Origin of the sequence: Paenibacillus sp. cl130 (genome assembly GCF_900116035.1) — a bacterium.
Taxonomy (GTDB): Bacteria; Bacillota; Bacilli; order Paenibacillales; family Paenibacillaceae; genus Paenibacillus; species Paenibacillus polymyxa_B.
In genome coordinates this window covers 104,319-129,824 of the sequence record NZ_FOYG01000009.1, presented here as the reverse complement: position 1 = coordinate 129,824, position 25,506 = coordinate 104,319, and the positions used below count along the sequence as shown (strand labels likewise).

At 46.3% G+C, this 25,506-nt stretch carries 21 protein-coding genes; 8 read left to right on the top strand and 13 right to left on the bottom strand.

Annotated features, from left to right (window positions below; translation table 11 throughout):
- Positions 1 to 9 precede the first annotated feature (9 nt).
- The 3 genes from BM358_RS21890 to BM358_RS21880 all read right to left on the bottom strand — a co-directional run bounded on the left by BM358_RS21890 (position 10) and on the right by BM358_RS21880 (position 5,123).
- Entirely contained in the window at positions 10 to 354 is a 345-nt protein-coding gene (locus tag BM358_RS21890; RefSeq protein ID WP_023986544.1) for a hypothetical protein, read from the bottom strand.
- 147 nt (positions 355 to 501) lie between these two features.
- Entirely contained in the window at positions 502 to 3,462 is a 2,961-nt protein-coding gene (locus tag BM358_RS21885) for a DEAD/DEAH box helicase (RefSeq protein WP_028541907.1), read from the bottom strand.
- A complete protein-coding gene (locus BM358_RS21880) occupies positions 3,459 to 5,123 on the bottom strand; it encodes an SWIM zinc finger family protein (RefSeq protein ID WP_028541908.1) in 1,665 nt (554 codons plus the stop codon). Before BM358_RS21880 ends, BM358_RS21885 begins: the two co-directional genes overlap by 4 nt.
- A 270-nt stretch (positions 5,124 to 5,393) precedes the next feature.
- Here BM358_RS21880 and BM358_RS21875 point away from each other — a divergent pair, with 270 nt between their 5' ends.
- Positions 5,394 to 6,050 (top strand): alpha/beta hydrolase, encoded by a 657-nt coding sequence (locus tag BM358_RS21875; RefSeq protein ID WP_028541909.1) that lies wholly within the window; start codon positions 5,394 to 5,396, stop codon positions 6,048 to 6,050.
- Positions 6,051 to 6,201: 151 nt separating this feature from the next.
- On the opposite strand, the gene BM358_RS21870 is transcribed toward BM358_RS21875, so the two are convergent.
- The 3 genes from BM358_RS21870 to BM358_RS21860 all read right to left on the bottom strand — a co-directional run bounded on the left by BM358_RS21870 (position 6,202) and on the right by BM358_RS21860 (position 8,302).
- Positions 6,202 to 6,852, bottom strand: a complete 651-nt coding sequence (locus BM358_RS21870) for a nitroreductase family protein (protein ID WP_023986548.1) — start codon at positions 6,850 to 6,852, stop codon at positions 6,202 to 6,204.
- Between the two features lie 54 nt (positions 6,853 to 6,906).
- Positions 6,907 to 7,287, bottom strand: coding sequence for a nuclear transport factor 2 family protein (locus tag BM358_RS21865; protein ID WP_028541911.1), 381 nt, complete (start codon positions 7,285 to 7,287; stop codon positions 6,907 to 6,909).
- Positions 7,288 to 7,351: 64 nt separating this feature from the next.
- On the bottom strand, positions 7,352 to 8,302 hold the full coding sequence (locus BM358_RS21860; RefSeq protein WP_028541912.1) for a helix-turn-helix transcriptional regulator: 951 nt from the start codon (positions 8,300 to 8,302) through the stop codon (positions 7,352 to 7,354).
- A gap of 373 nt (positions 8,303 to 8,675) precedes the next feature.
- On the opposite strand from BM358_RS21860, the gene BM358_RS21855 reads away from it, so the two are divergent.
- Positions 8,676 to 9,464 carry a DNA/RNA nuclease SfsA gene (locus BM358_RS21855; RefSeq protein WP_023986550.1) on the top strand — a complete coding sequence of 263 codons (789 nt, stop codon included), beginning with the start codon at positions 8,676 to 8,678 and terminating at the stop codon, positions 9,462 to 9,464.
- Positions 9,465 to 9,700: 236 nt separating this feature from the next.
- On the opposite strand, the gene pgmB is transcribed toward BM358_RS21855, so the two are convergent.
- The 3 genes from pgmB to BM358_RS21840 form a co-directional block, all read right to left on the bottom strand.
- The gene (gene pgmB, locus BM358_RS21850) at positions 9,701 to 10,360 is read right to left on the bottom strand and encodes a beta-phosphoglucomutase (protein WP_028541913.1); all 660 of its coding nucleotides are present in this window, start codon (positions 10,358 to 10,360) and stop codon (positions 9,701 to 9,703) included.
- Positions 10,361 to 10,384: 24 nt separating this feature from the next.
- Positions 10,385 to 12,667: a glycoside hydrolase family 65 protein gene (locus BM358_RS21845; RefSeq protein WP_028541914.1), complete on the bottom strand. Its 2,283-nt coding sequence runs from the start codon at positions 12,665 to 12,667 to the stop codon at positions 10,385 to 10,387.
- Between the two features lie 154 nt (positions 12,668 to 12,821).
- Positions 12,822 to 13,829 (bottom strand): LacI family DNA-binding transcriptional regulator, encoded by a 1,008-nt coding sequence (locus BM358_RS21840; RefSeq protein ID WP_028541915.1) that lies wholly within the window; start codon positions 13,827 to 13,829, stop codon positions 12,822 to 12,824.
- A gap of 242 nt (positions 13,830 to 14,071) precedes the next feature.
- Between BM358_RS21840 and BM358_RS21835 the strand changes: the two genes are divergently transcribed.
- Both BM358_RS21835 and BM358_RS21830 read left to right on the top strand, forming a co-directional pair.
- The gene (locus BM358_RS21835) at positions 14,072 to 15,736 is read left to right on the top strand and encodes a PTS transporter subunit IIBC (RefSeq protein ID WP_028541916.1); all 1,665 of its coding nucleotides are present in this window, start codon (positions 14,072 to 14,074) and stop codon (positions 15,734 to 15,736) included.
- 5 nt (positions 15,737 to 15,741) lie between these two features.
- Positions 15,742 to 16,563, top strand: a complete 822-nt coding sequence (locus BM358_RS21830; protein ID WP_028541917.1) for an endonuclease/exonuclease/phosphatase family protein — start codon at positions 15,742 to 15,744, stop codon at positions 16,561 to 16,563.
- A 23-nt stretch (positions 16,564 to 16,586) separates the two neighbouring features.
- Here the strand turns inward: BM358_RS21830 and BM358_RS21825 are convergent, their stop codons facing one another.
- A complete protein-coding gene (locus tag BM358_RS21825) occupies positions 16,587 to 17,786 on the bottom strand; it encodes an MFS transporter (protein ID WP_028541918.1) in 1,200 nt (399 codons plus the stop codon).
- Between the two features lie 203 nt (positions 17,787 to 17,989).
- Positions 17,990 to 18,487, bottom strand: coding sequence for a DinB family protein (locus BM358_RS21820; protein WP_023986557.1), 498 nt, complete (start codon positions 18,485 to 18,487; stop codon positions 17,990 to 17,992).
- Between the two features lie 320 nt (positions 18,488 to 18,807).
- On the opposite strand from BM358_RS21820, the gene BM358_RS21815 reads away from it, so the two are divergent.
- On the top strand, positions 18,808 to 19,311 hold the full coding sequence (locus BM358_RS21815; RefSeq protein ID WP_028541919.1) for a MarR family transcriptional regulator: 504 nt from the start codon (positions 18,808 to 18,810) through the stop codon (positions 19,309 to 19,311).
- A 203-nt stretch (positions 19,312 to 19,514) separates the two neighbouring features.
- Here BM358_RS21815 and BM358_RS21810 read toward each other — a convergent pair whose 3' ends face one another.
- Positions 19,515 to 20,444, bottom strand: coding sequence for a response regulator (locus BM358_RS21810; protein WP_028541920.1), 930 nt, complete (start codon positions 20,442 to 20,444; stop codon positions 19,515 to 19,517).
- 5 nt (positions 20,445 to 20,449) lie between these two features.
- Positions 20,450 to 21,754: a sensor histidine kinase gene (locus tag BM358_RS21805; protein ID WP_028541921.1), complete on the bottom strand. Its 1,305-nt coding sequence runs from the start codon at positions 21,752 to 21,754 to the stop codon at positions 20,450 to 20,452.
- A 211-nt stretch (positions 21,755 to 21,965) separates the two neighbouring features.
- Between BM358_RS21805 and BM358_RS21800 the strand changes: the two genes are divergently transcribed.
- From BM358_RS21800 to BM358_RS21790, 3 genes are all read left to right on the top strand, one after another.
- A complete protein-coding gene (locus tag BM358_RS21800) occupies positions 21,966 to 23,219 on the top strand; it encodes a cation:dicarboxylate symporter family transporter (protein ID WP_023986561.1) in 1,254 nt (417 codons plus the stop codon).
- Positions 23,220 to 23,476: 257 nt separating this feature from the next.
- Positions 23,477 to 24,988 (top strand): methyl-accepting chemotaxis protein, encoded by a 1,512-nt coding sequence (locus BM358_RS27110; protein WP_028541922.1) that lies wholly within the window; start codon positions 23,477 to 23,479, stop codon positions 24,986 to 24,988.
- A 130-nt stretch (positions 24,989 to 25,118) separates the two neighbouring features.
- Complete coding sequence (locus BM358_RS21790; protein ID WP_028541923.1) at positions 25,119 to 25,481, top strand: DUF1304 domain-containing protein; 363 nt, start codon at positions 25,119 to 25,121, stop codon at positions 25,479 to 25,481.
- Positions 25,482 to 25,506 lie beyond the last annotated feature (25 nt).

The window sequence follows — 25,506 nt, the reverse complement described above, 5'->3', positions numbered from 1 at the left end:
GGTACGAACTTAACCAATAACGACAAACGAGGACACGCCAGCAGGTACGGTTCTAACCCGGAATAGCGTTCCATCGTCTCTAAAGGTACGCAGAATAAAAGCCTGGTTCGTAGGTGTACGGACTCTGCTGAATCGGGCAGTACCAAAACCATCGAAGCCTGCAGCTTGCACAAAGCTTCCATCTAGACGCCGGAGTATAGCAAAAAATCCAGTTGTGTTAAAAGGAACACCGTTTGTGTTAGCCCAGATGACCGTAAATCGGCGCAGGGTTTGTGTTGGACTCACATTGCGATATCTCGTAACAGGAACCTTCCTGCCCGTAGATTTCAATGTTTGTGGAGGACGAATGGCCACTTCAAATCAACTCCTTTGTTGTGATGAGATAGTAAATGCACACAAAGGAGTTTTGGACTGTGTTATAAACTACGACTTCTTAAAAATAGGTATATATCGAACTCAAAATGGCATTCCATGTACATTATAGTTCGATTTTGGACCTCCTTATGCCCAATCGCGTCGTAGCGTAAAGAGGTCTTTTAACGCGTCTGTAGACAGCTCAGTAATCCAGCCCTCGGTACTGGTTATGATTTGGTCGCTAAGCTGCTGCTTGCTCTCCAGCATTTCATCAATGCGTTCCTCAAGCGTGCCCAGCGAGATAAATTTGTGCACCTGTACATCCTTCGTTTGCCCCATCCGGTAGGCGCGGTCTGTGGCCTGATTTTCAACAGCTGGGTTCCACCAGCGATCAAAGTGAAAGACGTGGTTGGCGGCTGTCAGATTCAGGCCCACCCCCCCGGCTTTGAGCGATAAAATAAACACGGATGGCTGCTCGGCAGGGGGTAGCGTGTGAGATTGGAATTGATCAATCATTCGGTCACGCGCCGTTTTGGATGTGCTGCCGTTCAGATAGAGCACGGGCTCTTGCAGCTCCTGAGCGAGTACCCGTTGGAGCATTTGCCCCATACCAATATACTGTGTAAAAATAAGGCATCGCTCGCCCTCCTCCCGCAGTTCCTTGACCATAGCCAGAATGCGCTCCAGCTTGGATGAACGGCTAATGACCGCTTCAAGATCGGCCTGACTATAACCGGAAGCCGCGCTATCTGGGAGCGCCTCCTTGGTTAAGAGGGCAGGATGGTCACAAAGCTGCTTCAACTGGGTAAGGGCGGATAAAATGGCTCCTTTCCGCTCAATCCCTTCCAGCTTCTGCATCCGTTCCATCAACTCTTTGACAATCTGGTCATAGAGCGCGCCCTGCTCAGAGGTCAGATGAATGTAGGTTTTCATCTCATTCTTGTCAGGCAAATCAAGCTGTATAGCAGGGTCCTTCTTCTTGCGCCGCAGCATGAAGGGCTGAACCAGCTTTTGCAAATCTAACGTGCGCTGCTCGTTATGTTCCTTCTCAATAGCATTAATGAAGCGATTGCTAAAGGCGCGTGAGCTGCCCAGATAACCTGGATTGATAAAATCATAAATGGACCATAGCTCTGACAAGCGATTTTCAATAGGTGTCCCAGTCAACGCAATCCGATGACGTGCAGGAAAGCTGCGCACGGCTGTGGATTGCTTGGTTTGCGCATTTTTAATGTTCTGCGCTTCATCCAGGCAGACTGAATCCCAGGTCATGCTTTGTAGCAGCTCTTGATCCAGGGTTGCCGTAGCGAAGGAGGTCAGGATGACATCGGCCTGCTCGACTTCTTCGCGGAACAAGTCTCCCTGCTCCCGCTTGCTTCCATAGTGCAGCATCACCTTCAATGAAGGGGCGAAGCGGCTGAGTTCCTTCTGCCAGTTGCCCAGCACCGAAGTCGGGCAAATCAGCAGCGAACTGGAGCGGACGCCCGTCTCGGCGGCAATATCCTGTAGGTGCAGTAAATAAGTAATAAACTGCACTGTTTTACCGAGTCCCATATCATCGGCCAGACAGGCACCCAGTCCAAAACGCCGTAAAAAGGCAAGCCATGCATACCCGTCCCGCTGATACGTCCGCAGCTCGGCTTGCAGCCCGTCCGGCACGTCCAATGCAGGCCATTCCGACTGCCGTCCGAGCTGGCTGATCAGCTTCAGCAGATGGGCATTCAGCTCGACTTCCAGTCGGAAGCGTGCCGCATCCTCCGGCTGCTCGCCCGAGGCGTCGCCTTCAGGCTCGTCGGCGTTGCCGAGCAGGTGTAGCTGCAGGATGTCCTGAAAGGACAATCCCTGAGCACTGTCGATCCCGGCCATGGCCCGGCGGATCTGCGCCAGCAACGCGGGGTCGAGCGCGATCCATTGCCCGCGGAAGCGCACCAAGCGCTCGTTGCGAGCGACCAGCTCGGCGAATTCCGACTCGCTGAGATCGGCATCACCGATGGCAACACGCCAATCGAACTGGACAATCGAGTCCAGTCCGAACAGCGAGCTACCCTTCGTGCGCTCTCCCGCCCCTTCGCCCGGGCGTACCTTGGCCCGCAGCTTTGGCTTCTTGCGGGTAGCTGCCTCCCACCAAGCCGGGAGCAGCACCTGCCAACCGCCTTCCAGCAGACGCTGGCTGTCGGTCGTCAGGAATTGCCACGCCGCTTCGTCGGAGAGCGGGCGATTCAGCACGTCATCGCGGCTTCCGGCACGCTGCCCGGCGGGCAAAATCGAGGTCAAACGTTCTAGCCACCCGGCAGAGCGCTCACGGACATGTGCTGTCCAGGCATCGGGCCATGAGCCGGATGCGTACCCATCATCGGCGAGCTGTACAGACACCAGCAACGCCGGGTCTTGCTTGTCCTGCAACACAAGCTTGAGCTGCCAGGACGGCTCGTCGTCCTCCAGCTCTGGCTCTAGCAGTTGCAGAAGTGGCCGAAATGGCGCGGTATCGGCTTTCCAGCCGATGGCGATGAGCCAGGCCCGCGCGTCCAGACCCGCCGCCGGGCGATTGGGGGCGAAGAGAATCGGATATTCTCTTCGCAAATCGGCGGCTTCCGCTTCGGTGCCGTACCAGCGCTGAAATACGGCAGCCGAGAACGCCGCTATCAGCCCTTCCTGCTCGTCCTTCTCCAAGCGGTCGAGCAAAGCAAGCTCTGCCGGTTGGATGTTTTCCAGTGCTTCCGCATCCCACTTCCATTGCAGCTTCCCCGCCTGGAACGCTGTGAAGCTGGGCACATATGCTTTCGCCTCAATACAGTGAGCAAGTAAAGGGATCAGCCGGAGCCACGGGGCATTGGCCTCGTCCCAGATCCATTCAATATGCTTCAGAAGCTCGCGCTCTGCCAGAAAAGGAATCACCTGCTCCGAGGGTAGCAGGATAATATCCGTATCTTGAACATGTTGAATCTCCAGCTCGGTGCCATAAAACGAGGCCTCATGCCAAGCAAACAAACGCTGCTTCAGAATTTGGCCGGAAATGCTATAGTTCATGGAGGAATCGCCATAGATCAGCGCGTCTCCATAGGTAGTTAATTGGATATGGACGGTAATCGTTTCGGTATATTGATTCATGATAACAATTTCCCTTTCCGTAATTCCTCCTGTAGCGCCCGCAGGCGGCTATGACGGCTGGTGAAGGTCGTAAAGAACAGCTCCCAGCGTGATTCCTGCTTCATTTTCTTGTACAGCTTGAACAGTCGCTTTAACAGCTTGACTGCTGCTTTATAGCTGGCTCTGTTTTTTTCCAACACATAACGTTCTACCGCTTGATGGTAAAAGGGGAGTAGTAACTCAGGCGCGTTCTTTTCAATGGGCTGCAACACACTCACCCGAAAACTCAAAGGTTCACTGCGTATGCTTAGCTGATAGTCGATCCATGACCGCCATTTTTCGTGAGCAAGCAGCGCCTCTTCATACATTCCCCCGGCAAATGGAAGCATACCCACCAGCGTGTCCCACATGTCCTGCTCCGCTTCTGGAAGGTGCTGCAAAACCAGATCCCAATCATGTATATAATCTTGTAAATGGTCATCCCGATGACTGTGAAGCAGGGGGCCGATATGTCGCAGTCCGTCCTTGAGACGTGCCCAATCCTCGGCTTTACGCAACGCCTGTAAGAACAAAAGCAATTGACTGGAAGAAATTTTTAGTGGAAAAGCTCGTTCCGCCTCCTGAAGCAGTGCCCAGGTTTCATTATCGTGCGATTGGAAAATATGCATCCAGCTGCGAGCCAACATCCACGGAAGCCGTGCTAAAGTTGTGCCGAGCTCCTCTTCAGCCGCCTGTAAATGCTGTAATTCCTCCGTATATATGCTGGAGTCCTGCCTTTCGTGATTCACCCTGTGCACCCAGTGCAGCCAAAACTGATAATACGCGTCTGAAAAATAAGTACCGTTACGCGATTCTGTCAGCATTTTTCGGCGTAAATAGGCTAAGGTTTCTGCCATACGGGCTTCTTGCATCGGTTCATCGGTCAGCTCCAGTGGACTCTCAAAATCACGCTCGATAGCTTCTTTAAGCTCATCGGCAGCGATTTGCGTGTAATACCCCATATAGGTATGAGAGGGATAGCCCGGCATGGGAGACTGAGGTACCAGCTTTTCCAGCACACGCAGATGAGCATGCAGTCCGTATAGCTGTTGCATGCCGGGTGAAAGTGGCGGCTTCACAGCATAGATCGAGGCTAGAGCGCTTTGGACATATTGGGAATTTTGTGTGTTCACATGGTTAAGTGCGATACACTGATCGAACAGATCATGCCACTCTGAAATGGGCATGTCCGGTATTTGGCTTGCAGTTTTACTGAGAGCGTTTCTTGTTGTTTCCTTGTGATCCGGTGAAAGGTTCGACCGGGAAGGAGGTACAGTACCCGTGTCAGCTTTTGCCGCCAATCGAGTGAATCCCGCCGAATGAGCGTTCACTAAAGCATGTACAGAACGTTCTTGTTCATTCGCGTAATTCAGTAGTACGGCGATCATATGCTTGCAGTTGGTGTGGACAGGGCACGTACATCTGCTGGCAGCAAAAGCGCTTAAGTGGAGATCCACCTCGTATAGCTCGCTTCCATCCACGACAGCTGCAATATGATCGGCATCAGGCATTGCGAACTCTTTTACCTTTCCTTGCTTAAAATACTGGAAACCTCGTTTGATCGTCACGTCATTAAAATGGTCAGCCACATTTTGAATAAGCTGTTGCCACTGTATATCATCTATAAGATAGGTTGGTTTCATATGCATTAGTCTCCTAAGAGAGAATAGTTGATCGGGTAGTAGCTTAACTCTTCCATTATATCAGTTCACGAATATAAATTGAGTGGAGGGAGCAGTTGGAAAGTTTTCATACGGGTTGACATGTTTCCTTTTGAAGAGTACATTTCTATTATAAATATAAAATAAATATTACTAATATTTTAGGTTTGATGATCCTGTTTAGGAATGGTTTGTAGTGAACTGTATCCGTGGAGGTATGCAATAAACTTATTGTTAAGAGGGGGAAATAATATGTCGTCTTTATATAGCTATGATATTCACCTGCCCAGCCAGCTTGATCCCAACCGTAAGTATCCAACCATTTTTACACTGCATGGGAAAGGGTCCAATGAGCAGGATATGTTCGGAGTTGTAGGGCCGTTGTCAGAGGAATTTATTATCATCGGCATTCGTGGAGACCTTCCCATGAGTGGAGGATTCCAATATTATGAGCTGAAAAGTCTGGGTAATCCGCTGCGTGAGCAGTTTGATCGGTCTATTGAACAGCTTCAGGCGTTCGTACAGTATGCCACAGATAAATATCCGGTTGATCCTAGTAAACGGTATTTCCTCGGCTTCAGTCAGGGAGCGATTTTGTCGATGTCACTTGCGCTTACCCTTGGCAATCAGTTGAAGGGGATTGTAGCGTTGAACGGCTATGTACCTGATTTTGTGAAAACAGAATACGCGCTGCAAAGCATAGAGGACGTGTCCGTATTTATTTCCCACGGCGAATACGATTCTGTATTTCCAGTGAGCATCGGCCATGAGACGGCGGCATATTTCCAGACCAGGACTTCTCACTCCACATTCAAAACATACCCGACGGATCACGGTGTCTCACCAGATAACCAGCGAGATGTGCTTCAGTGGCTGCGTGAGGATGCGGGGATAAGCTCGAAGATGTAACCAGCCTTGGTATTCGTTTTTTTGTTGTAATAGGATATTAGGCTGGTTGCCTTCATTGTCTTCGCGCCACTAGATCACTTTTTCTCCAACCTTCTTGCAGAATGAACTAAAAAGAACCATCTTGAGACAGATGGTTCTTTGTCGCGAATACTTAAAAGGATTCATGAATAACTAATTCATTAAGGGAGAAACGTGTTGTTGGACGTGCAGGGGTTGCGGCTACACCAAGGGTGACAATCATGACAGGGATAAACCGCCCAGGAATATTCAGAGCTTCAAGCAGTCCTGCAGGATTAAATCCACCTATTGGACCACTATCGTAGCCTTTCGACTTGGCAGCTAACATGAGTTGCATAGCTGCGAGAGCTGCATTTTTGTTTGCTTCATCCCTAGCGAATTGAGGGCTTTGATAGCCTCCTTCGATTTGGGAGAACAAGATGTCTCGCACTGCTTTCGAGATGAATTCTGACTCATAAAGACGGTTATACATTTCTCTGCCAGTTCGGTTTGCCTCAAGATCACCGAGAATGACAACAACAGCAGAAGCATCTGAAATCTGTTGCTGTCCATAGGCGATCGGTTTGATTCGATCTTTTTGTTCTTGATTCTGGATAACCAGAAAGCGCCAGTGTTGAAGATTCCAGGCTGAAGGAGCTGTCGCGGCAAGTTCAAAAATTTCATTCAACGTTTCTTCTGGGATGATTACGTTTGTTTTATACTCTTTGGTAGCATGTCGTTCACGCAATATTTTCTCAATAACTTCTTCCGCGTTCTCAAAATTAGATGTATTATTTTGGTTCACAGTAGGTTCTTCCTTTCAAGTATCAAAGCTTATTATTTATATAGATCCAATGGTTTAGTGTTTGGATTGAGTTGCAGCGTAAGCAGCAAAAGGTGTTCCATCGTAGATCACTTGAACGGAGGAAATCTTGTTATCCTCTACGACGATGTATTCGGCAACCGTTGCATCCGGAACTGGAATAGTGTTGGAATGATATACGATCACAGCCTCCTTATTATCTCCAAATGCTGTAATGAGTGTTAGCTTGTTAATCATCCGGGCAAACCCTTCTGCAAAATTTTGGAATGATTCTCTACCTTCAAGGTTACCTAAGGGAGAGGTCGTAGTGACTTTGTCCGAAACCAGCGTCATCAGCTTTTCGATATCTTTATTTGCCATCGCTTCAAAATAAGCTTTTGCGATCACCAGTGCATTGTTGTTTTCATTTGTATTCATGTTGAATACCTCGCTTTCAGTTGGAATAATTACAATATACAAGCCTTCTACTGACAACAGTTTGTCAGTAGTTCTTCAACATACTTTCCACTTCTTTTTTGACACGACTTCGAAAGGATTCAGGTTTCAATACTTTAACATTAGATCCCCAGCTCAAAATCCAATGCAATAATTCCTCAGCATATCGAACACGGAAGTCTACATAATAGCCACTCGGAAGAAGCTCAGCATGTTCCATAAAATATATTTTTGATTCATCGACTTTATCTGCAACCTCGGGCTTAAATACGGTTCGAATGGTTACATGTCGATCATCTGCCGGACGATACGTATGCAAATTGAAGTCCCGAGGTAATTCGAAACTTTCGATCATTGTACTCACATCACTCATGCGAGATATTTTAAAATGTCGATGCTCTCCTCTGAGATCACACTGAGCCACAAGCAGCCACCCTCCTTGCACAAGAACTAATCCTAAAGGTGCGGCTGTTCGTATCGTTTCACGACTATTCTCCGATTCCGATATTCGCTTCGTATATTTGAAATGTATTTTCTTTCCCTCCATCATGGCAATACGAATCGTTTTTATATTGGATTTTTCCCTTTCACCTAATTCAGGGTCTTCAGATTGAAGTCGAAAACGGATACCACTGCGGATTCGATCAGTTTCATGACGAATGGGGTCAGGTAAGATCACTTCAATTTTTCCCCGAGAGGACTGAGCACTTTGACTATATTGATTATCAAATCGCTGTTCAATGAATTCGGCTCCAAGTAAAAGGGAGACCGCTTCCTCCACCGTAAAGCTAATCGGGGGTAGGAAATACCCTTCAATTAAAGAGTAGCCGTGTCCAGGTGCACCGATAATCGGAACGCCAGATTCACTAAGAGCCTGAATGTCTCGATAAATCGTACGTACACTGGTTTCTAACTTCTCCGCTAGTTCTTCTCCCTTTAGAACCTTCCTACGCTGTAGCTCCAATAAAATCGCTAATTGCCGTTCGGTTTTATTCAATTTCCATCCCTCCTGTGTTTCAGTTGTATTTATAAACCTAATTGTTTTTAATCACTATAAAAAAACACTACTGACACTTGTATGTCAGTAGTGTTCTCTCCATCAGAATTTGGTCTATAGAAAGTAATGATTCCCGGTTGTCATCCTAGATTATTATTGCCCCGCGCTTTTTAAACGGAAAGATAATTAAAACGGTATTGAACAATCAAAGGTAACAATAGTGCAGTCCTCACCGCCGGAAAATACGTCCTACCATCACCCTCCTGACACACTGTTGTCAGGAGACGAGCAGTATAGTTTTATGAGGGGTACACAGTTCCATGTGGTTTCTGTAGACGATCCAAAATCGCTGAAATGAAGGAGCTTAACTGTAATGGAGAATATAAGCAGTCATTTTCATTTTGCTTCTCCTCTTCTTGAGGGTGTAATTCGAAAAAAGAAAAATCGATTTGTTATGATGGTTGAACTGGATGGGGAGCTACACGATTGCCATTGTCCTGCTACAGGCAGTATAGGAAACATTGTCTTTCATGATATCCCATGTCTTGTTTCGCGTAGTAATGACCCTAAAAGAAAAACACAGTTCACCATTGAAGCCATTTCACTGGATCTACCATCCGTTGAATCGAAGTCATGGATTGGGATTAACCAAAATGCGGCCAATCGGTATATCGAACATTTCATCACAAGTGGTCAATTTAAAGATATGATTGGCGATTTCCAGACAGTCATCCGGGAAACGAAGCTTGGTAATTCAAAACTGGATTTTCTGGTGGATCAAACTTATGTAGAGGTCAAAACGCCATTAACCACTTTACATGTCGAGATGGGCGATCATATTGTAATCAAAAAAAACGCTGAATTTAATTCTTTTGAACGTTTTATCAAGCACATGGGTGAACTCAGTGGAAGTTTATCTATAAATGAACGTGCGATTTTGATTGTTTGTTTAGTTTATGAAAACAATGGATTCAAAGTTGGGAATTCTGGGAAACACAGCGGTTATGTTATGCAAACTGTTCAAAATTCCATCAAAAATGGAGTTGAAATCTGGCAAGTTGATTTACAAATTAATCCCGATGCAGTTAGCCTGACGGGCTATTACAACATTACCAATCAATTTTTAACAGGCGATATTATTTCTGAAGAAATATACAAATAGCTACTGACACACTTTTGTCAATTAAACTCCAATATAGTGATGCTACTGAAGAAAATGATATTTGCTATTCACTTCACCAAGCAACCATTAATTGTTTGTTAAAAAGAGTATACCTTTATTAGACAGAAAATAGACGGTGACCTAGCGGCGGATCTCATCTGGTTTTTGGAGCAGACAAAAAAGACCGATTCATTAAGAGTCGGTCTTTATGATCCTTATAATCTTTTTTTGCTTTTTCATCCTCTGATAAAATGTGACTCCAACATGCTCAGAGAAAGCTCGGCAGTAGTGGCTACCACGATATCTGCACCTTGCATTTGCGAAGGTGTTCCTACACCGACCGCAAACATCCCGGCACCCTTGATCGCCTGTATGCCAGCCTGTGCGTCCTCTATACCGATACATTCGGCAGGCTGAACGCCTAGATTTGCGGCTCCGGTGAGGAAAATTTCCGGGTCAGGCTTGCCATGCCGAATGGCGGTAACATCCACCACACTGTCAAAATAGTAGGCTAGCTCCAGTCGCTCCAGGATAAACGTTGCATTTTTGCTTGCAGAGGCCAGCGCGATGCCGATTCGGGCTTCACGAAGTTCTGTCAGTAGCGCTTTAATGCCTGGAAGAATGTCCGAGGGCGTTACAGCTGAAATGAGCCGCTGATACTCCGTATTTTTCCGTGTGGCCAGTTCTTGCTTGCCTTCTTCTGAAAACTTATCGGACAGGTTACCGCGCGCCAGTATTTTGTCGAGCGATTCCGTACGGCTGATTCCTTTTAACTGTTCATTAAATTCCCGATCAAAAGGGATGCTCAGCGCTGCCGCCAAGCTGCCCCATGCCTGAAAATGATATTCAGCTGTATCTGTAATGACTCCGTCCAGATCAAAAATGACTGCTTTCATTTGGTTTCCCCCTGTCTGCCCGATTTATGAAACGCTGTTCGTCATTAACGACTGCCCACTGTTAATGTGCGTTGGCTCTCCATACAGCTCCAGCGTCAGCGGTTCTCCGTCCAACAGGGTAATGATCACTTCATTTTCCTGTACGAGAATACTTAACAAGCGACCGCGATAGTTGATTTTAAACGTATATTTGTTCCAGCCCTGTGGCAGGAAGGGGGAGAAGCTTAATGTTTCACGATACGTTCTCATCCCGGCAAAACCCTGTACAATCGCCAGCCAGCTTCCTGTCATGGAAGTGATATGAAGTCCGTCTTCGGTATCGTTATTGTAGTTATCCAGATCCAGACGGGCCGTCCGCTTATACATCTCGACTGCCTTTTCCTCCATTTTGAGTTCGGCAGCCAGCACGGCGTGAATGGACGGGGACAGACTGGATTCATGAACAGTCATTGGCTCGTAAAATGCAAAATTGCGCGCTTTTTCTTCCAGTGTGAACTGGTCTCCAAAGAAATACAGCCCTTGTAGCACATCTGCCTGCTTAATGAAGCAGGAACGAAGGATTTTATCCCATGACCATTTCTGATTTAGTGGAAGGTTGCTGGGATCAAGGGAGGATACAGGCTGCAAATCCTTATCCATAAAGGTATCGTGCTGTACGAAGACTTCCCGCTCCTCATCATAGGGATAATACATGTGAGTGATGATATCCTGCCAATGTGCAAGCTCATCAGCCGTAACTGCTAGATGCTCCGATTTTTCTGCTGAAATTTGAGGTAAGACCGATAATGTATATTTCAGAACCCATGCAGCCAGCGTGTTGGTATACCAGTTGTTATTGACGTTATTTTCGTATTCGTTCGGCCCGGTAACCCCGTGGATCATATACTGCTGCTGGCTTTTGGAAAAGTGAACCCGGTCGGCCCAGAAGCGGCTAATTTCGACCAGTACATCTATTCCATATTCCCGTAAATAGCTCAGGTCGCCCGTATAGTTGGTGTAGTTGTAAATGGCATGCGCGATGGCTCCATTACGGTGAATCTCCTCGAAGGTAATCTCCCATTCGTTATGGCACTCCACACCTGTAAAAGTGACCATAGGGTATAGTGCACCCCGTAGCCCTTGCTGGGCTGCGTTATGCTTGGCACCCTCAAGTTGTTGGTAGCGGTACAGCAGCAGATTTCGGGTTACATCCGGGTCTGCGAGCGCCAGGTACATAGGTACGGCATATGCTTCTGTATCCCAATAGGTGGCACCACCATATTTTTCACCTGTAAAGCCTTTGGGACCAATGTTCAGACGGGCATCTTCGCCGTAGTACGTAGAGAACAGCTGAAAAATGTTAAAGCGTATTCCCTGCTGGGCCTCTGTATCTCCCTCGATTTCTACATCGGCTTTGTCCCAACGTCTGGCCCAAGCTGCGACATGCTCCTGCTTGAGCGAAGTGTAGCCTTTGTTCACAGCCTCCACGGCGATGCGTTCAGCTTGTGGAATCAGTGCATCCTTTTCCATATCCCGTGAGGTGGTAACAGCCACAATCTTTTGCAGCTGGATAGTGTCGCCCGGAGCGACACTGTATTGATAGTGGCGTGCAGCGTACAAAAAGCTCTCTTCCGTCGTCTGCTGCTCCTGTCCCTCGGTCACAATACCCATGGTAGCGTTTACGGTAAAGCGCGGAATACCGAAGGGATTATCTATAGTTGTTGTGGACAGGCTGATGAATTGTTCTTGAACCTCTCGGGCCTCCTCCAACCAAAAAACCTCATCATAGTTCGTGTCTTCATTCTTCGTATTGCCGTCCAAATAGGGGACAAGCTCTATGGTTAGAGGCTGCTCGCTTATATTCGTTGCTTGGTAATCAATCAGGCATAGCTCACGAGTGGTGAGGCTCAGAAAACGCTCCGTAGTGATACGAACCTGGTCGTTCACGGTGCAGGTGCGTCGCAGGATACCCTGCTTCATGTCCAATTCCTGCACAAAATCGCTGATGTGTGCCGTAAATAAGTCTACTTCCTCTTGGTTTACGATCAGACGGATGCCGATGAAGTTCATGGCATTGATGACCTTGCCAAAATATTCAGGATAGCCGTTTTTCCACCAGCCGACCTTTGTTTTGTCGGGGAACCATACACCGGAGATATAAGTTCCCTGATGATGATCACCTGAATAAGCTTCTTCAAAATTGCCGCGCATGCCCATATAACCGTTGCCTATGGACGTTATGCTTTCCTGTAATCGCATGTGTGTGCTATGTAGAGTGTGTGTTGTCAGCTTCCAGCTATCTACGTCAAATAATCGGTTGTAAACCATGATTGTGTACCCCTCTCGGAAAATGAGATCGTTGTTTTAACGAAACCAGTATATGAGCGAGTTCAGTATATAGTGCAACCGTTTGCCCTGTCAACGCAAAAAAACTGATTTTATGGGTTTCCACAAAATCAGTTCTTGTTCATTCCTCAGAGAATCATAGTACCTGGCTGGACTCGCGTTCCACAATTCGGTGGGGAACAATGATGTGTTTGGTCAACTCTTTGGGGTCTTCGATTTTTTCAATCAGGCTTTTGGCTGCCTGATAACCTAGAGTGAAGATATCAATATCCACGGAAGTGAGAGGGGGATTCATCAGCTCAGCCAGCATTAGATTATTGAAGCTCACCATGGATAACTGCTCTGGCATGGACACGCCGAGCTGAGAGAGCATTTTCTGTACTGCCATGGCTACAAGGTCGTCGCTAACGATCATCGCGGTAGGCGGCGGGGTAGCCTGCAATAATGTGCGCATGTCCTCTAGATTAAATGGCTCCCTGACCACGTATTCCTTGGGTAGAGGCAAGCCCGCCTCTCGCAGCGCATCCTGGTAGCCTCGGAGTCTTTCAATATTCACGATCTGTTCATGATCACCGCCAACATAAGCAATGCGCTGATGATTCAGCCCAGTCAAATAAGTGACCACATCCTTAGCAGCCTGGTAGTTATCGTTGTCTACATGGGTAGTTTCACTGACAAATTGCTGAGGCTTACCGATTACGGTGTAAGGTATTTTTTCTTGATGAAGATACTCCACGATGCTATCTTTTTGCTTGGAGTACAGAACAATATAGCCGTCAACACGTCCGGTCCGGCTCATCAGCCTCACGCGGGATAGCAATTCATCACTCGTTTTTCCTGTGACAATGGACAGTGTATAGTTGTGCTCATTCACCCATTCGCTGATCCCGCGAAGGCTTTCCGGAAAGAAGGGATTTTGAAAGATTGCCACATCCGATTCAGGCATAATAATGCCAATCGACTGTGTGACACGGTTAGCTAGACTCTGAGCTGAATAGTTGGGTTCATAGCCAAGCGCCTTCATTTCTTTACGGACACGTGCCTTGGTGGCTTCGCTGATTTTGGGGCTGTCTTGAATGACACGGGATACGGTGGAAGTAGCAACATTAGCACGTTTTGCGACATCTTTGATGGTTACTGCCATCGTCTTCGTCTCCTTTTGCTATCTCAAGCAGGAAATATTATGTTCTATCATACGATATTGCTCGAAAATCAACAAATTCGCGGCTTTTTCGAGTTTTTACATCATCATTAACCAAGATATTTACAATTAGGGTATTGCCAATAGAAAGCGATATCATTATAATAATTGTGCAACCGATTGCATAATGTTTATAGGGTACGAACAACGCTGTACATACTATAAGGGATGGAGATTGAAGGAGCATGAAAAAACTTCTATCATTTGATTTTTGGCAAAAGCTCGGGAAAGCACTGCTAGTGGTTGTTGCTGTCATGCCGGCAGCAGGGATTATGATTTCGCTCGGTAAAGTAGTGGCGATGTTGGCTGGCGATATCCATTTCTGGTTGACTGTCGGCGGGGTCATGGAGAATTTGGGTTGGGGTATTATCAATAATTTACACATTCTATTTGCAGTGGCGATTGGTGGTTCCTGGGCTAAGGAACGAGCGGGCGGGGCTTTTGCTGCCTTAATTGCCTTTATTCTCATTAATATTTCAACAGGAACGATTTTGGGTGTGTCCTCGAAAATGCTAACCCAGGAGGGTGCCACCACCCACACTCTTTTTGGTGCATCCATTCCGGTTAGTGGCTATTTTACCTCTATCTTAGGGGCGCCTGCACTTAATATGGGTGTGTTTGTCGGTATCATCTCCGGATTTGTCGGGGCCGTGGTATTTAACAAGTACTACAATTACCGCAAGCTGCCAGACGCTTTAGCCTTTTTTAACGGTAAACGTTTTGTTCCTTTTGTTGTGATTTTATGGTCTGTCATCGTAAGTTTAATCATGTCTGCCATCTGGCCATTTGTTCAGGGGGGGATTAATCAGTTCGGTATTTGGTTGGCGACTTCGGGAGAGTCGGCTCCTTTTGTAGCGCCATTTGTCTATGGTACACTGGAAAGACTACTGATTCCTTTTGGACTTCACCATATGCTGACTGTTCCTATTAACTATACTCAACTTGGTGGCGTTTACACGACACTTACGGGTTCCGGGGCAGGAAGCGTCGTTGCCGGGCAAGACCCGCTGTGGCTGGCTTGGGCAAGTGACCTGAGTGCGCTTCGTGGTACCGATCCGACAGCCTACAATAGCTTGTTGGAAGGCGTGACGCCTGCCCGCTTCAAGGTAGGACAAATGATCGGTGGAGCAGGAATCCTTATGGGACTAGCGGTGGCTATGTATCGCCGTGTAGACAAAGATAAACGCAGCAAGTACAAGTCGATGATCTTTTCGGCAGCCGCAGCTGTCTTTTTAACAGGGGTAACGGAGCCACTGGAATTCATGTTTATGTTCGTAGCGCCTGTGCTGTATGTGGTTTATGCTATTCTTACTGGTATTGCGTTCGGAATGGCCGACATCATACATTTGCGTTTACATTCGTTTGGTATGATTGAACTGCTGACCCGATTGCCGTTGTCTATAAATGCGGGTTTGGTGCAGGATATTATTAACTTCGTGCTGACTTGTGTGGTGTTTGCGGTAGCAACCTACTTTATCGCTTATTTTATGATCGGTAAATTCAAAATGGCTACGCCGGGAAGACTGGGGAACTATACGGATGAGGAGCCTCAGGGCACTTCCGAGGTGGGGAATACGAAGACAGATGGTGTGGCAGCTGTTTCCACTCAAAATCAACTGGCTACGGATATCATCAAGACGCTTGGGGGTGAGCAGAACATTGTCGAGGTGGACGCTTGCATGACCCGTCTGCGTGTGACGGTGAAGGATACAGATGCCGTTGGGGACGAAAAAACGTGGAAAGCGCTGGGTGCCTTGGGCTTGATAAAAGTAGATAATGGGGTGCAGGCAGTTTACGGACCGAAGGCTGATGTGCTTAAATCAGATATACAAGACATACTCAACAGGTGATTACTTTGAAGTTGTTAACCTTAAATGCACATGCTTGGATGGAAGAAAACCAGCACGATAAGCTAAAGCAACTGGCTGCTTTTATTGATGAACAGCAGTTTGATGTCATTGCTTTGCAGGAAGTGAACCAGTCCATGGAAGAAACTCCTTTGTCGCCGGACGATTTGGGCGCTTACTATAGCGCAGATCCTGAAGTTGTCATTAAGCGTGATAACTATGCTTATGTGCTGAACGGGCTATTGTCCAACGCCTATCATTGGACGTGGGCTCCCGCGCATGTTGGTTTTGCCAAATACGACGAGGGTTTGGCGATTCTGTCCAAAACACCGATTACAGCTACGGTGAACGAATATGTTTCCTCGCTACAGGATTATGACAACTACCGCTCGCGTAAAATTGTCGGCATTCAAACTGTGGTGGACGGAGTACAGGCCTGGTTTGTAAGTGGACATTATAACTGGTGGAATGATGAAGAATCCTTCCGTGGACTATGGGATCGTACAACCAAAGTGCTAAATTCTTTTGCTCCGACTCCTGTGTTTATGATGGGTGATTTCAACAACGCGGCCGAAGTACGTGGAGAAGGATATGACTATGTACTGCAATCCGGCTGGTCAGACACCTATCCGAATGCAGCAGTACGTGATGAAGGCCACACGGTGATTAAAGCTATTGCTGGCTGGGAAAGTAACGCGGAGCCGCTCCGCATTGACTTTATCTTCTCCAATAAGGCTGCACAGGTTCAATCCTCAACCGTTGTACTGAACGGGAAGACAGGACCAGTTGTATCGGATCATTTTGGGGTTGCAGTTGAGTTAGAGCTGTGATGAAAAGAAAGGAGGCCAGTTGCTTATGCAATTGGCCTTTTTCTTATAGATTTCGACTTGAATCGAATGACATATTGGATAACTATAGCGATCAACACCAAAATCAAATTGTAGTAAAAGGGAGTGCTGATGCTAAACCGTTCCATGAGTGCACCTGCGATGATCGGAGACACAATGGCCCCCAATTCGGACAAAGATACGACGTTGCCGATAAATGAGCTTCTATTTTCCTCAGGAATAACATCCCCTAGTTGCGAGTAAAAGGAATCCAGATAGCTGGCTCCTCCTATACCTCCGATGAACATCGCTAAGTATACGATCCATGGTTCTGTGAACCAAAGAAATAAGATGATTTCCACCATGATCAACAATAGACCGATGATACAAAGCATCAAGCGATCCTTAAGTAGATCAGATATTTTGCCAATAAAGGGTGCTGATATGAAGGTTGATATGCCGATAATTGTAAAAGCTAAGCTAATTTCTGCGGGACTCCAATGGAGCTTGTAGGTTGCATATACAGAGAAGTACGTTAAAAATATAGCGAATGCACTCATTTCAAGAAAATGAACGGTAGAATAGACAAGTAACGGTTTCGTTAACATGGTTTTTCCTTTGGGTTTCAGAGGGGGCGAATGCTGTTCTTGTGGCTTTAAGGGAGAACTGAGGAAAGTCATTCTTGAAACGGCAACGAAGGATATACATGAGAAAATAGCAATGAAATAAAACGGAATGGATAAAGAAAAATAAGAAACAATAGCCCCACTCATAAGAGGCCCTAAAATCATACCGGCACCTTCACTGCTGCTGATATATCCATTGAGCGTGCCTCGATTCTCTGGGGTGCTCATATGGTTGATCGTGACTCTTACAAAGACGGTTAGCCCTATAGCTACCAAGCCTTGGAGGAGTCTCAGTATGGATAGAATGATGAAGCTTGTTGCAATCGGAAACAGGAGCATACAAGCGATTTCGGCAATGAGTAGGCTCAACCCCAAGCGTTTTGCGCCAATCTTTTCATAAATTCGTCCTGCCATGCCTCCACCAAGAAATCTTCCCACATAAAACAGAGAAAATAAAATACTCATGCCGAGTGTAGATATCCCGAATTGCTCTACATAAATAGCAAAGAGTGGAAGGATCATACTCCCACTCATGTTAGCAATAAGGCTAATAACGATCATACAGGCGATATTACGATTTAAATATAAGTGTCTCACCATAACCTCGAAACCTCTCTTTGATCTTGCATCATGGGAACCGTTATTCGGATTGCACCTGATTACGGATGAACGGCTTCAGGTCGAGTTAGCGGGTTCCCATACAGGGTACGCAAGCGAGTTCCTCGTGGTGCCTAAATCCCAATGCAATGATGGAGGTATGAAGCAGCGGATGGGGGAAATCTTGATTAGAGCGTGGTGTTGCCTTAAGCGGGAAAGCCGCCTCCTGGTGGTGGCCAAGCTCCATAAATCCGGCGTAGCAGTACGATTTCACCCAAATGATATGAATTGTGGGAAGCGATATTCCGCAGAAGTCCTGCTTTCGTTTCACCTGGGAAATGAGCTAGTGAATCATCCAGTTGCGCGGTTTCGGCAATCTGCACAGCCTGATCCACGCCCTGTAAAAATTCATTAATAACAGCCTGCCATGCCTCTTCGCTTTGCGGTCCAGTCTCTTCGGGCCAGCTTTCCATGACATTCCCCGGAAGCTGGGGCTTCCGTCCTTCCAAATGCTCCAACATAAATTGCTGCCAGTAAATCATATGCTTCAGCAGTTGGTAAATGCTGTAAGGCATTTCAGCATTTTTCTTCCCTGCCAGCTCGACGTCGATGTCTGGTAAAGCCCGAGCTACTCGAATATGTCCACGTTCCCCGACCAGTGATTTAACCAGTGCTTGACCGAATAATTGGTTTGCATCCGACATGTATCATCATCCCTTCTATGGAGAGCTTGTTCTAGCTTATTCTCATTTTACGATTATACAATTATATTTTTCGAAATGAAAATATTTACTTAGTTTGGAGTGAAACAGAAATAACTTTTTAAAAAAAAGGTTGATAATCATTCTCAATTGCACTAAAATAAAATTGTTTCAAGGGAAACAAAGTATCTACACTAGATATATTTTGTATATATACGGAAATATTAAAGGGGAGCTTTCCGTATGCATATATTGTTTTCTATGAAACAAAAATGGGCTATAATGAAAGGAGGAGTATGCCAAAGGAGTGACCATTTGTTCGTATGGAGAAAGCGACATCAGTTCAGCATGTTTATGATTTGCTCATTAAGATGAATCACCAGCTGGAGCAGCATCAGCAGAGAGAGAGCATGACTATTCTCGAAGAAATCCACGAGCATTTTGATGGAATTGCTTCGCTCAATCTGACGGATGTGCACGTCATTGACTGTATTGGGAGGCATGAGCCGATTAATGTTACGACATTAGCGGATCGAATTGAGCTGAGCAAGGGTACAGTTTCGAAAGTCAGCACCAAGCTGATCAAGGAAGGCTGGATTCGCAGAACCCAGCTTAACGACAACAAGAAAGAAATTTATTTTCGGTTAACCCCGTTGGGGAAAAGACTCTTTCTTGTGCATGAACGACTGCATGTTAAGGTACAGCAGCAGTTATTTGAATTTTTAAATCGTTATAGCTCGGAAGAACTGAATGTCTTGAAACGTCTGCTGTCCGATGGTGTAGATCTCTTAGAAGCTATGGAGTGGCAGGACAAGAGTCTGGACTAAAGGGATATCGAATCATCAACGATGGGCACCTGTTTTATCTCCGAGTAATAGATGCATGGGGAGATGCAGGTGCTTTTCTTTTAATGTCAGCAGTTTGCATAATTCGATTCCCAACGCTCGAAGGTACAATATTTAGACGGACTAACCCGTTCCGATCTATATATTGCTGATTTGTGAATACTCTTGGGATTTATGCAAAATGCTTAGTGTAATAGCCGTTTTGCTTCCATATAGAGCACCTGTACGAACTTTTTCGTATTAATGCGGGCTTGGGACAGTGAAGGCTCCACATTGTTTTGCAGCTCCAGCATTTTTTTGCGGATTTCTGTAAAATCAAAAAATTTGGATGCATAATTTTCAAATTTAGGATGGGTATAGTCGGTCAATCCGAGCGATACTATATGGCTTAGCGTCTGGAAAATAGCGCGGCGGACACGTTGCTCCGATGCTTTGATTTCCTTACTCAGCTCTACTGCTGAGGCTGAAGCCCCTAACCGTTTGGACGCCACATTGGAAAATATATCCTTCAACGGCGGGAACAAATAGGGAGATAGATTGCCTGTTTCCTCCTCATACTGGTCCAGAAATTCCAGCATGTCCAGTAGATCCATACTCCCGGCTTCCCCGATCATCCCCATTTCAGAGAGCAGAAACTGCCCGGAAGTTACGATGTTTCGGGTCGGTTCAATTGTTGCCGTTGGGTTATTCGATGTGAACATCGACAACCCTTGAAGCGTGCGCTGGATATCCGTAATCGATTGCTGCATGCGCAGACGCTCAGCCACCTTATGAATAACTGCAATAATCTCCAGTCGATTCAAAGGCTTGGCCACATAATATTCAATACCGAGCGAGTACGCCTCGCCAATCATGTTTTTGGATTCGATGCGAGAAATCATAATGATTTTGCCGCTGAATTGATCGCCGAGTGCACGCACGGTCTGAATGCCGTCACGAAGCGGCATCAGCAGGTCAATCAGCAATACATCAATCCGGTTCAACTCCAGGAGGCCGCTATTCACGTAGGTACCATCCTCTGCTTCCCCGATGACTTCCCCTAGACCTTCGTCTTCAATAATATCTGCCAGCATAGAACGAATTCCCTGATCGTCATCCACAATATAAAAACGCATCCGGGCTATCTTCCTTTCTCCGTCAGTTTCCGTAAAGGCAATGTAATTCTAAAAGTGGTCTGTAATCTATCTGTATTCTCTTCTTCATCCTGTTGCAGTTCAATCGTTCCTTCAAGGCTCTCCGCGACCTCACGCACATAAAACAATCCCATACCGGTCGACGGCTGTCCTTCCTCATCATACTTGGTCGTATACCCCGGTGTGAAGACCATTTCCCGTTTCCGCTGAGGAATACCCGGACCGTTGTCGGTAACACTAAAGGAGGCTATGTCCTCTTTTCCCGGGAGACAACGAATGGAGACGTCGATCCTTCCGTTGTCCTTCATTGCTTCAACCGCATTGGCTGTCAGGTTATTAATAAGTGTCAAAACGGTATAAACATGCAGCTTGGGTAACAAAGGATCGACATCTAGGGTAAAACGAATGGACTTGTCCAGCGATTGCGCATATTTGCTGTTCGTTCGGATGATTAGCTCCCCAAGCTCTTGAGAAGCCATGTAATGGACTCCGCTTTCGGCATCAATCAGCTTGGACAAACCAGCAAAAATCCGCTGGCTGTCTTTTTTGATCTCGTGAACCTGTCCGGAAATACGAAGTGCCTGTCTGGCGTAATGTTCTCTATCCTTCAGAGATTCATCCTGCTGTAGCTCACGGTACAACTCGTAGCTTTCACGAGTGATTTGTTCTGCATGTGACAGCGTTTTGCCTAACTGGACCGACTCCTCATACAAGTCCGATACAAGGAGTAAAATTCGCTCTGTCTGCTGCCTTTGTGCCTCTTCATGCTGAACCGATTGATTTAGCCGAATCATATTATAAAACCCAAGCACGAAGAAGCTGCGGATCATAGCCATGAAAGCTACTTTGCTGATCTTAACGATGTCCCAGAAATCGCCGTCAATGCTCCACCGGACGCTAAGTTCCGACACACTTGCGGCAACCTCAATCCCTACAGAGAGGATGCCCACGCGGAGCGCGCGGTAAGGCTCAGCATTAATGTTAAGGACCTGAAAGAGCAGACCGTAGACCATGTAATAAAAAAAGGTAGGGCCATGTAGTGTCAGCAACTCTTCGAAGGGAAGACCGGGCTGAGTGTAATGATTGAGTAAGATGCGAAAGGCCACTACAGCTATCCCTGCAAGCACTCCCGATAATGCAGGCGGAATATGACGAATAGATAACAGAAAGAAAAAAAATACAGGCGTACCAAAGCTAAGACGGAATGTATTAGCGAACGGGTGAATATTCAGCTCACCTGCGAGCGGTACAAATACAAGCATGAGCAGGAAAAGGAGTGTATTTAACTTCATCCATATTCACCTCCTGGGTATTCAGTCAGAAAGGCAATGTGAGCTAAATTCACAGGCCCGCCGTTAAAGTTTGTGAATTTATAGAAAAAAATAAATGCAGCTGTAGATAATTGTCGTTTTTTATAGATCAGATTGTAGTATAAATAACATCATTTGAATATTAAGAACAGCATACTGCAAAAATATACAAATCAGCCAGGGGGGACACGAAGTGAAAAAGATTAATTTGACGATGCAAATCTTTATCGGTCTGGCTTTAGGTATTATTATTGGTGCCTTATTTTACGGCAATTCAGGGGTGGAAGTCTACTTAAAGCCAATCGGCGATATTTTCATCCGCTTGATCAAGATGATTGTCGTGCCTATTGTGATCTCAACGCTCATTATCGGCGTTGCCGGCGTGGGAGACATGAAAAAACTAGGTAAACTTGGCGGCAAGTCTATTCTGTACTTTGAGATTGTAACGACAATCGCCATCCTTTTCGGACTGCTTGTTGCCAACTTGGTTCGACCGGGTGACGGCGTGGATATGTCCCACCTGGCCAAGAGTGATATTCATTCCTATGTGGAGACTGCAGAGAAGTCAGGCCATAGCTTTATAGATACGATTGTGCATATTGTTCCTACCAATATTATTCAAGCTCTGGGTGAGGGAGATATGCTGGCTATTATATTCTTCTCCGTACTGTTTGGACTAGGGGTAGCGGCGATTGGTGACAAGGGCAAGCCCGTGCTGAATTTCTTTGAAGGCGTAGCCGACGCCATGTTCTGGGTAACCAATCAGGTCATGCGCCTGGCTCCGTTCGGAGTATTCGCACTGATTGGAACGACAGTGGCCAAGTTTGGATTGGCGTCGTTATGGCCATTATTGAAGCTTGTTTTGTCGGTGTACGGCTCCATGGCGCTGTTCATTGTGATTGTTTTCGGAATTATCGCCAAGCTTTGCGGTACCCGTCTCTGGACCATGATTAAAATTTTGAAAAGTGAGCTGTTGCTTGCATATTCGACGGCCAGTTCGGAAAGTGTTCTGCCTAAGATCATGGAGAAGATGGAGAAGTTCGGATGTCCTAAAGGAATTACTTCCTTTGTCATTCCGATTGGGTATTCTTTTAATCTGGACGGTTCCACCCTGTATCAGGCACTGGCTGCGATTTTCATTGCCCAAATGTACGGCATTGACCTGCCAATCACGACACAAATCACGCTGGTGCTAGTTTTGATTATTTCATCCAAAGGTATTGCAGGGGTGCCGGGTGCTTCCTTTGTCGTTTTGCTTGCTACACTTGGAGCAGTGAATCTCCCGCTGGAAGGTTTGGCTTTTATCGCTGGTATTGATCGCATTCTGGATATGGCGCGTACGGTAGTCAATGTATTAGGCAACTCGCTTGCCGCTGTGGTCATGTCCAAATGGGAAGGCCAATATGATAAAGAAAAGGGCGAAGAATACGTTGCTTCAATTAAATAAGATGCGACGAACTGAATAGTTGACAGAAAGAGCACCTTTGTGAAGTATTGCGAAGGTGCTCTTTTCGTTTCCAGACTTATTAAGATCTTTCCTTTTTCGACATTTTTCGATGTTTTTTGTATGAATATATAGGTATATGGACATAAAAATGATTCTTATTACCTATGCGATTTTAGATTTATTTATAATGATTCTTAATAAAATTCCGATATTAAACTATATCGTTTTATATATTGGCTTAGAAGGGAAGAGCATATATGTTTTTTAAAAAAAATGAGACCGACTCACTTGCTCCTTTAGTAGAAGAAAGCCGCAAACTTTCACAAAGAATACAGCAGAAGGATTATTCTGCCGCAATACAAGTTTCATCCAAATCTTCCGAGGTTCAAGAAATCGCAAACAATGTCAACCAAGCGCTTGAGTCCATGAAAAAGGATGCTCAACATGTTGACATCCGTCTGAAGCTTGTTACCAAGGCTATAGAGATTGGCTTATGGGACATGGAGGTGGTTGCGGGTGATCCCGTCAATCCAAGTAATACGTTCACATGGTCAGAAGAATTTCGTGCTATGCTGGGGTATCAGAGCGAAAAGGACTTCCCCAATGTATTAAACAGCTGGGCATCCCGGCTGCACCCCGAAGATCATGACAGGTCATTGGCAGCTTTGTCAGATCATTTGCTGGATTTTACGGGCAAGACGCCTTATGACGTACAGTATCGTTTGAAGCTGAAGCATGGAGAATACCGCTGGTTCCGGGCTACCGGAACGACGATCCGCGATCAGCAGGGAGTGCCACTTCGGATTGCGGGCGCTCTGTTGGATGTGCACGACCAGAAGATCAAGTCCGAGGAGTTGCAGGCTCTAGTTACAAGATATGATCTCATCAATCGTGTTTTGGTGGAGGCTCCATATGATGTCATTCTGGCTGATGGAGACATTGAGAACCCGGATAATATATTTTGGTGGTCCCAGCAATTCCGCCACATCTTGGGCTTTAAGGATGAGCAGGACTTCCCGAGTGTACTAAGCAGTTGGAGTTCGCGTATACATCCTGACGATGCCGAGCATGCGTTTAAGGCTGTAGTTGATCATTTAAATGATTATTCAGATCGTACGCCATATGACATGGTGTGTCGCTTGCAAAGTAAAAATGGTGAATATCGCTGGTATCAAAACAGTGGAAGAAGCATACGCGATAGCAAGGGAGTGCCTATTCGTATTGCCGGGACCATTCGTGATATCACAGTGGAAAAGGAAAAGCAGGCTGTCGCGGATGAGCTTACGCTCAAAATCCAGCATCTCTCCGATTCCATTACGGAAATGGTGAACGGCGTTAACTCGGTTAGTAACCAGGCGCAGGAGCTGGCAACGGCTCAGGAGCAATCGACAGAGGCAGCGAATCAAGCCAAAGTCAGTGCAGAAGAAACCCAAAACATTTCCAACTTCATTAAAGAGATTGCGAATCAAACAAATCTGCTGGGTCTGAATGCTGCCATTGAGGCATCGCGTGCGGGCGAGCAGGGGCGGGGTTTTGCGGTAGTCGCAGATGAAGTGAGAAAACTTGCCATTCACAGTGCTGATGCGACCGGAAATATCGAGACTAGTCTGGACGAAATGAAGACACTCATCGAGCGGATTTTGCACAATATCGGTAACATGTCTACGCTGACACAAACACAAGCCGCGCTAACGCAGCAAGTGAATGCATCTACAGACGAGATCAACAGCATGTCCAAAGCTTTGTTGGATTTTGCGAGAACGATGTAAGGCTTCATGTAGAAAAGAGGCCGGGCCTTAGGCTCGGTCTCTTTACTGTTTTTGGAAGATGAACTATACTTTTCGAGAATAGATCTAAAAATCACCTCATAGTAACTTTATGTGGAAAAGAGGAATATACTTGAGCTTACTTAGTTCAATATTGGTCGGAATTGTAGCTCTGGAGCATGTGTACATTCTAATATTGGAAATGTTTCTGTGGACGACTCCGCGGGCGATGCGTACGTTCGGCACCTCGAAGGAGCTGGCGGAAGCAAGCAAATCCTTGGCTGCAAATCAGGGGCTGTACAACGGCTTTTTGGCAGCCGGATTGGTGTGGGGCTTGTTCTATCCGGATACTGTGATCGGGCGGGAAATCCAATTATTCTTTGTCATTTGTGTGGTAGTGGCTGCGTTGTATGGTGCATTAACTGCTAATAAGTCTATTTTATTAAAGCAAGGCCTGCCTGCCATCCTGGCACTGATCAGTTTGTGGATACTCTGAAGACACCCTTACCGGGTGTTTTTTT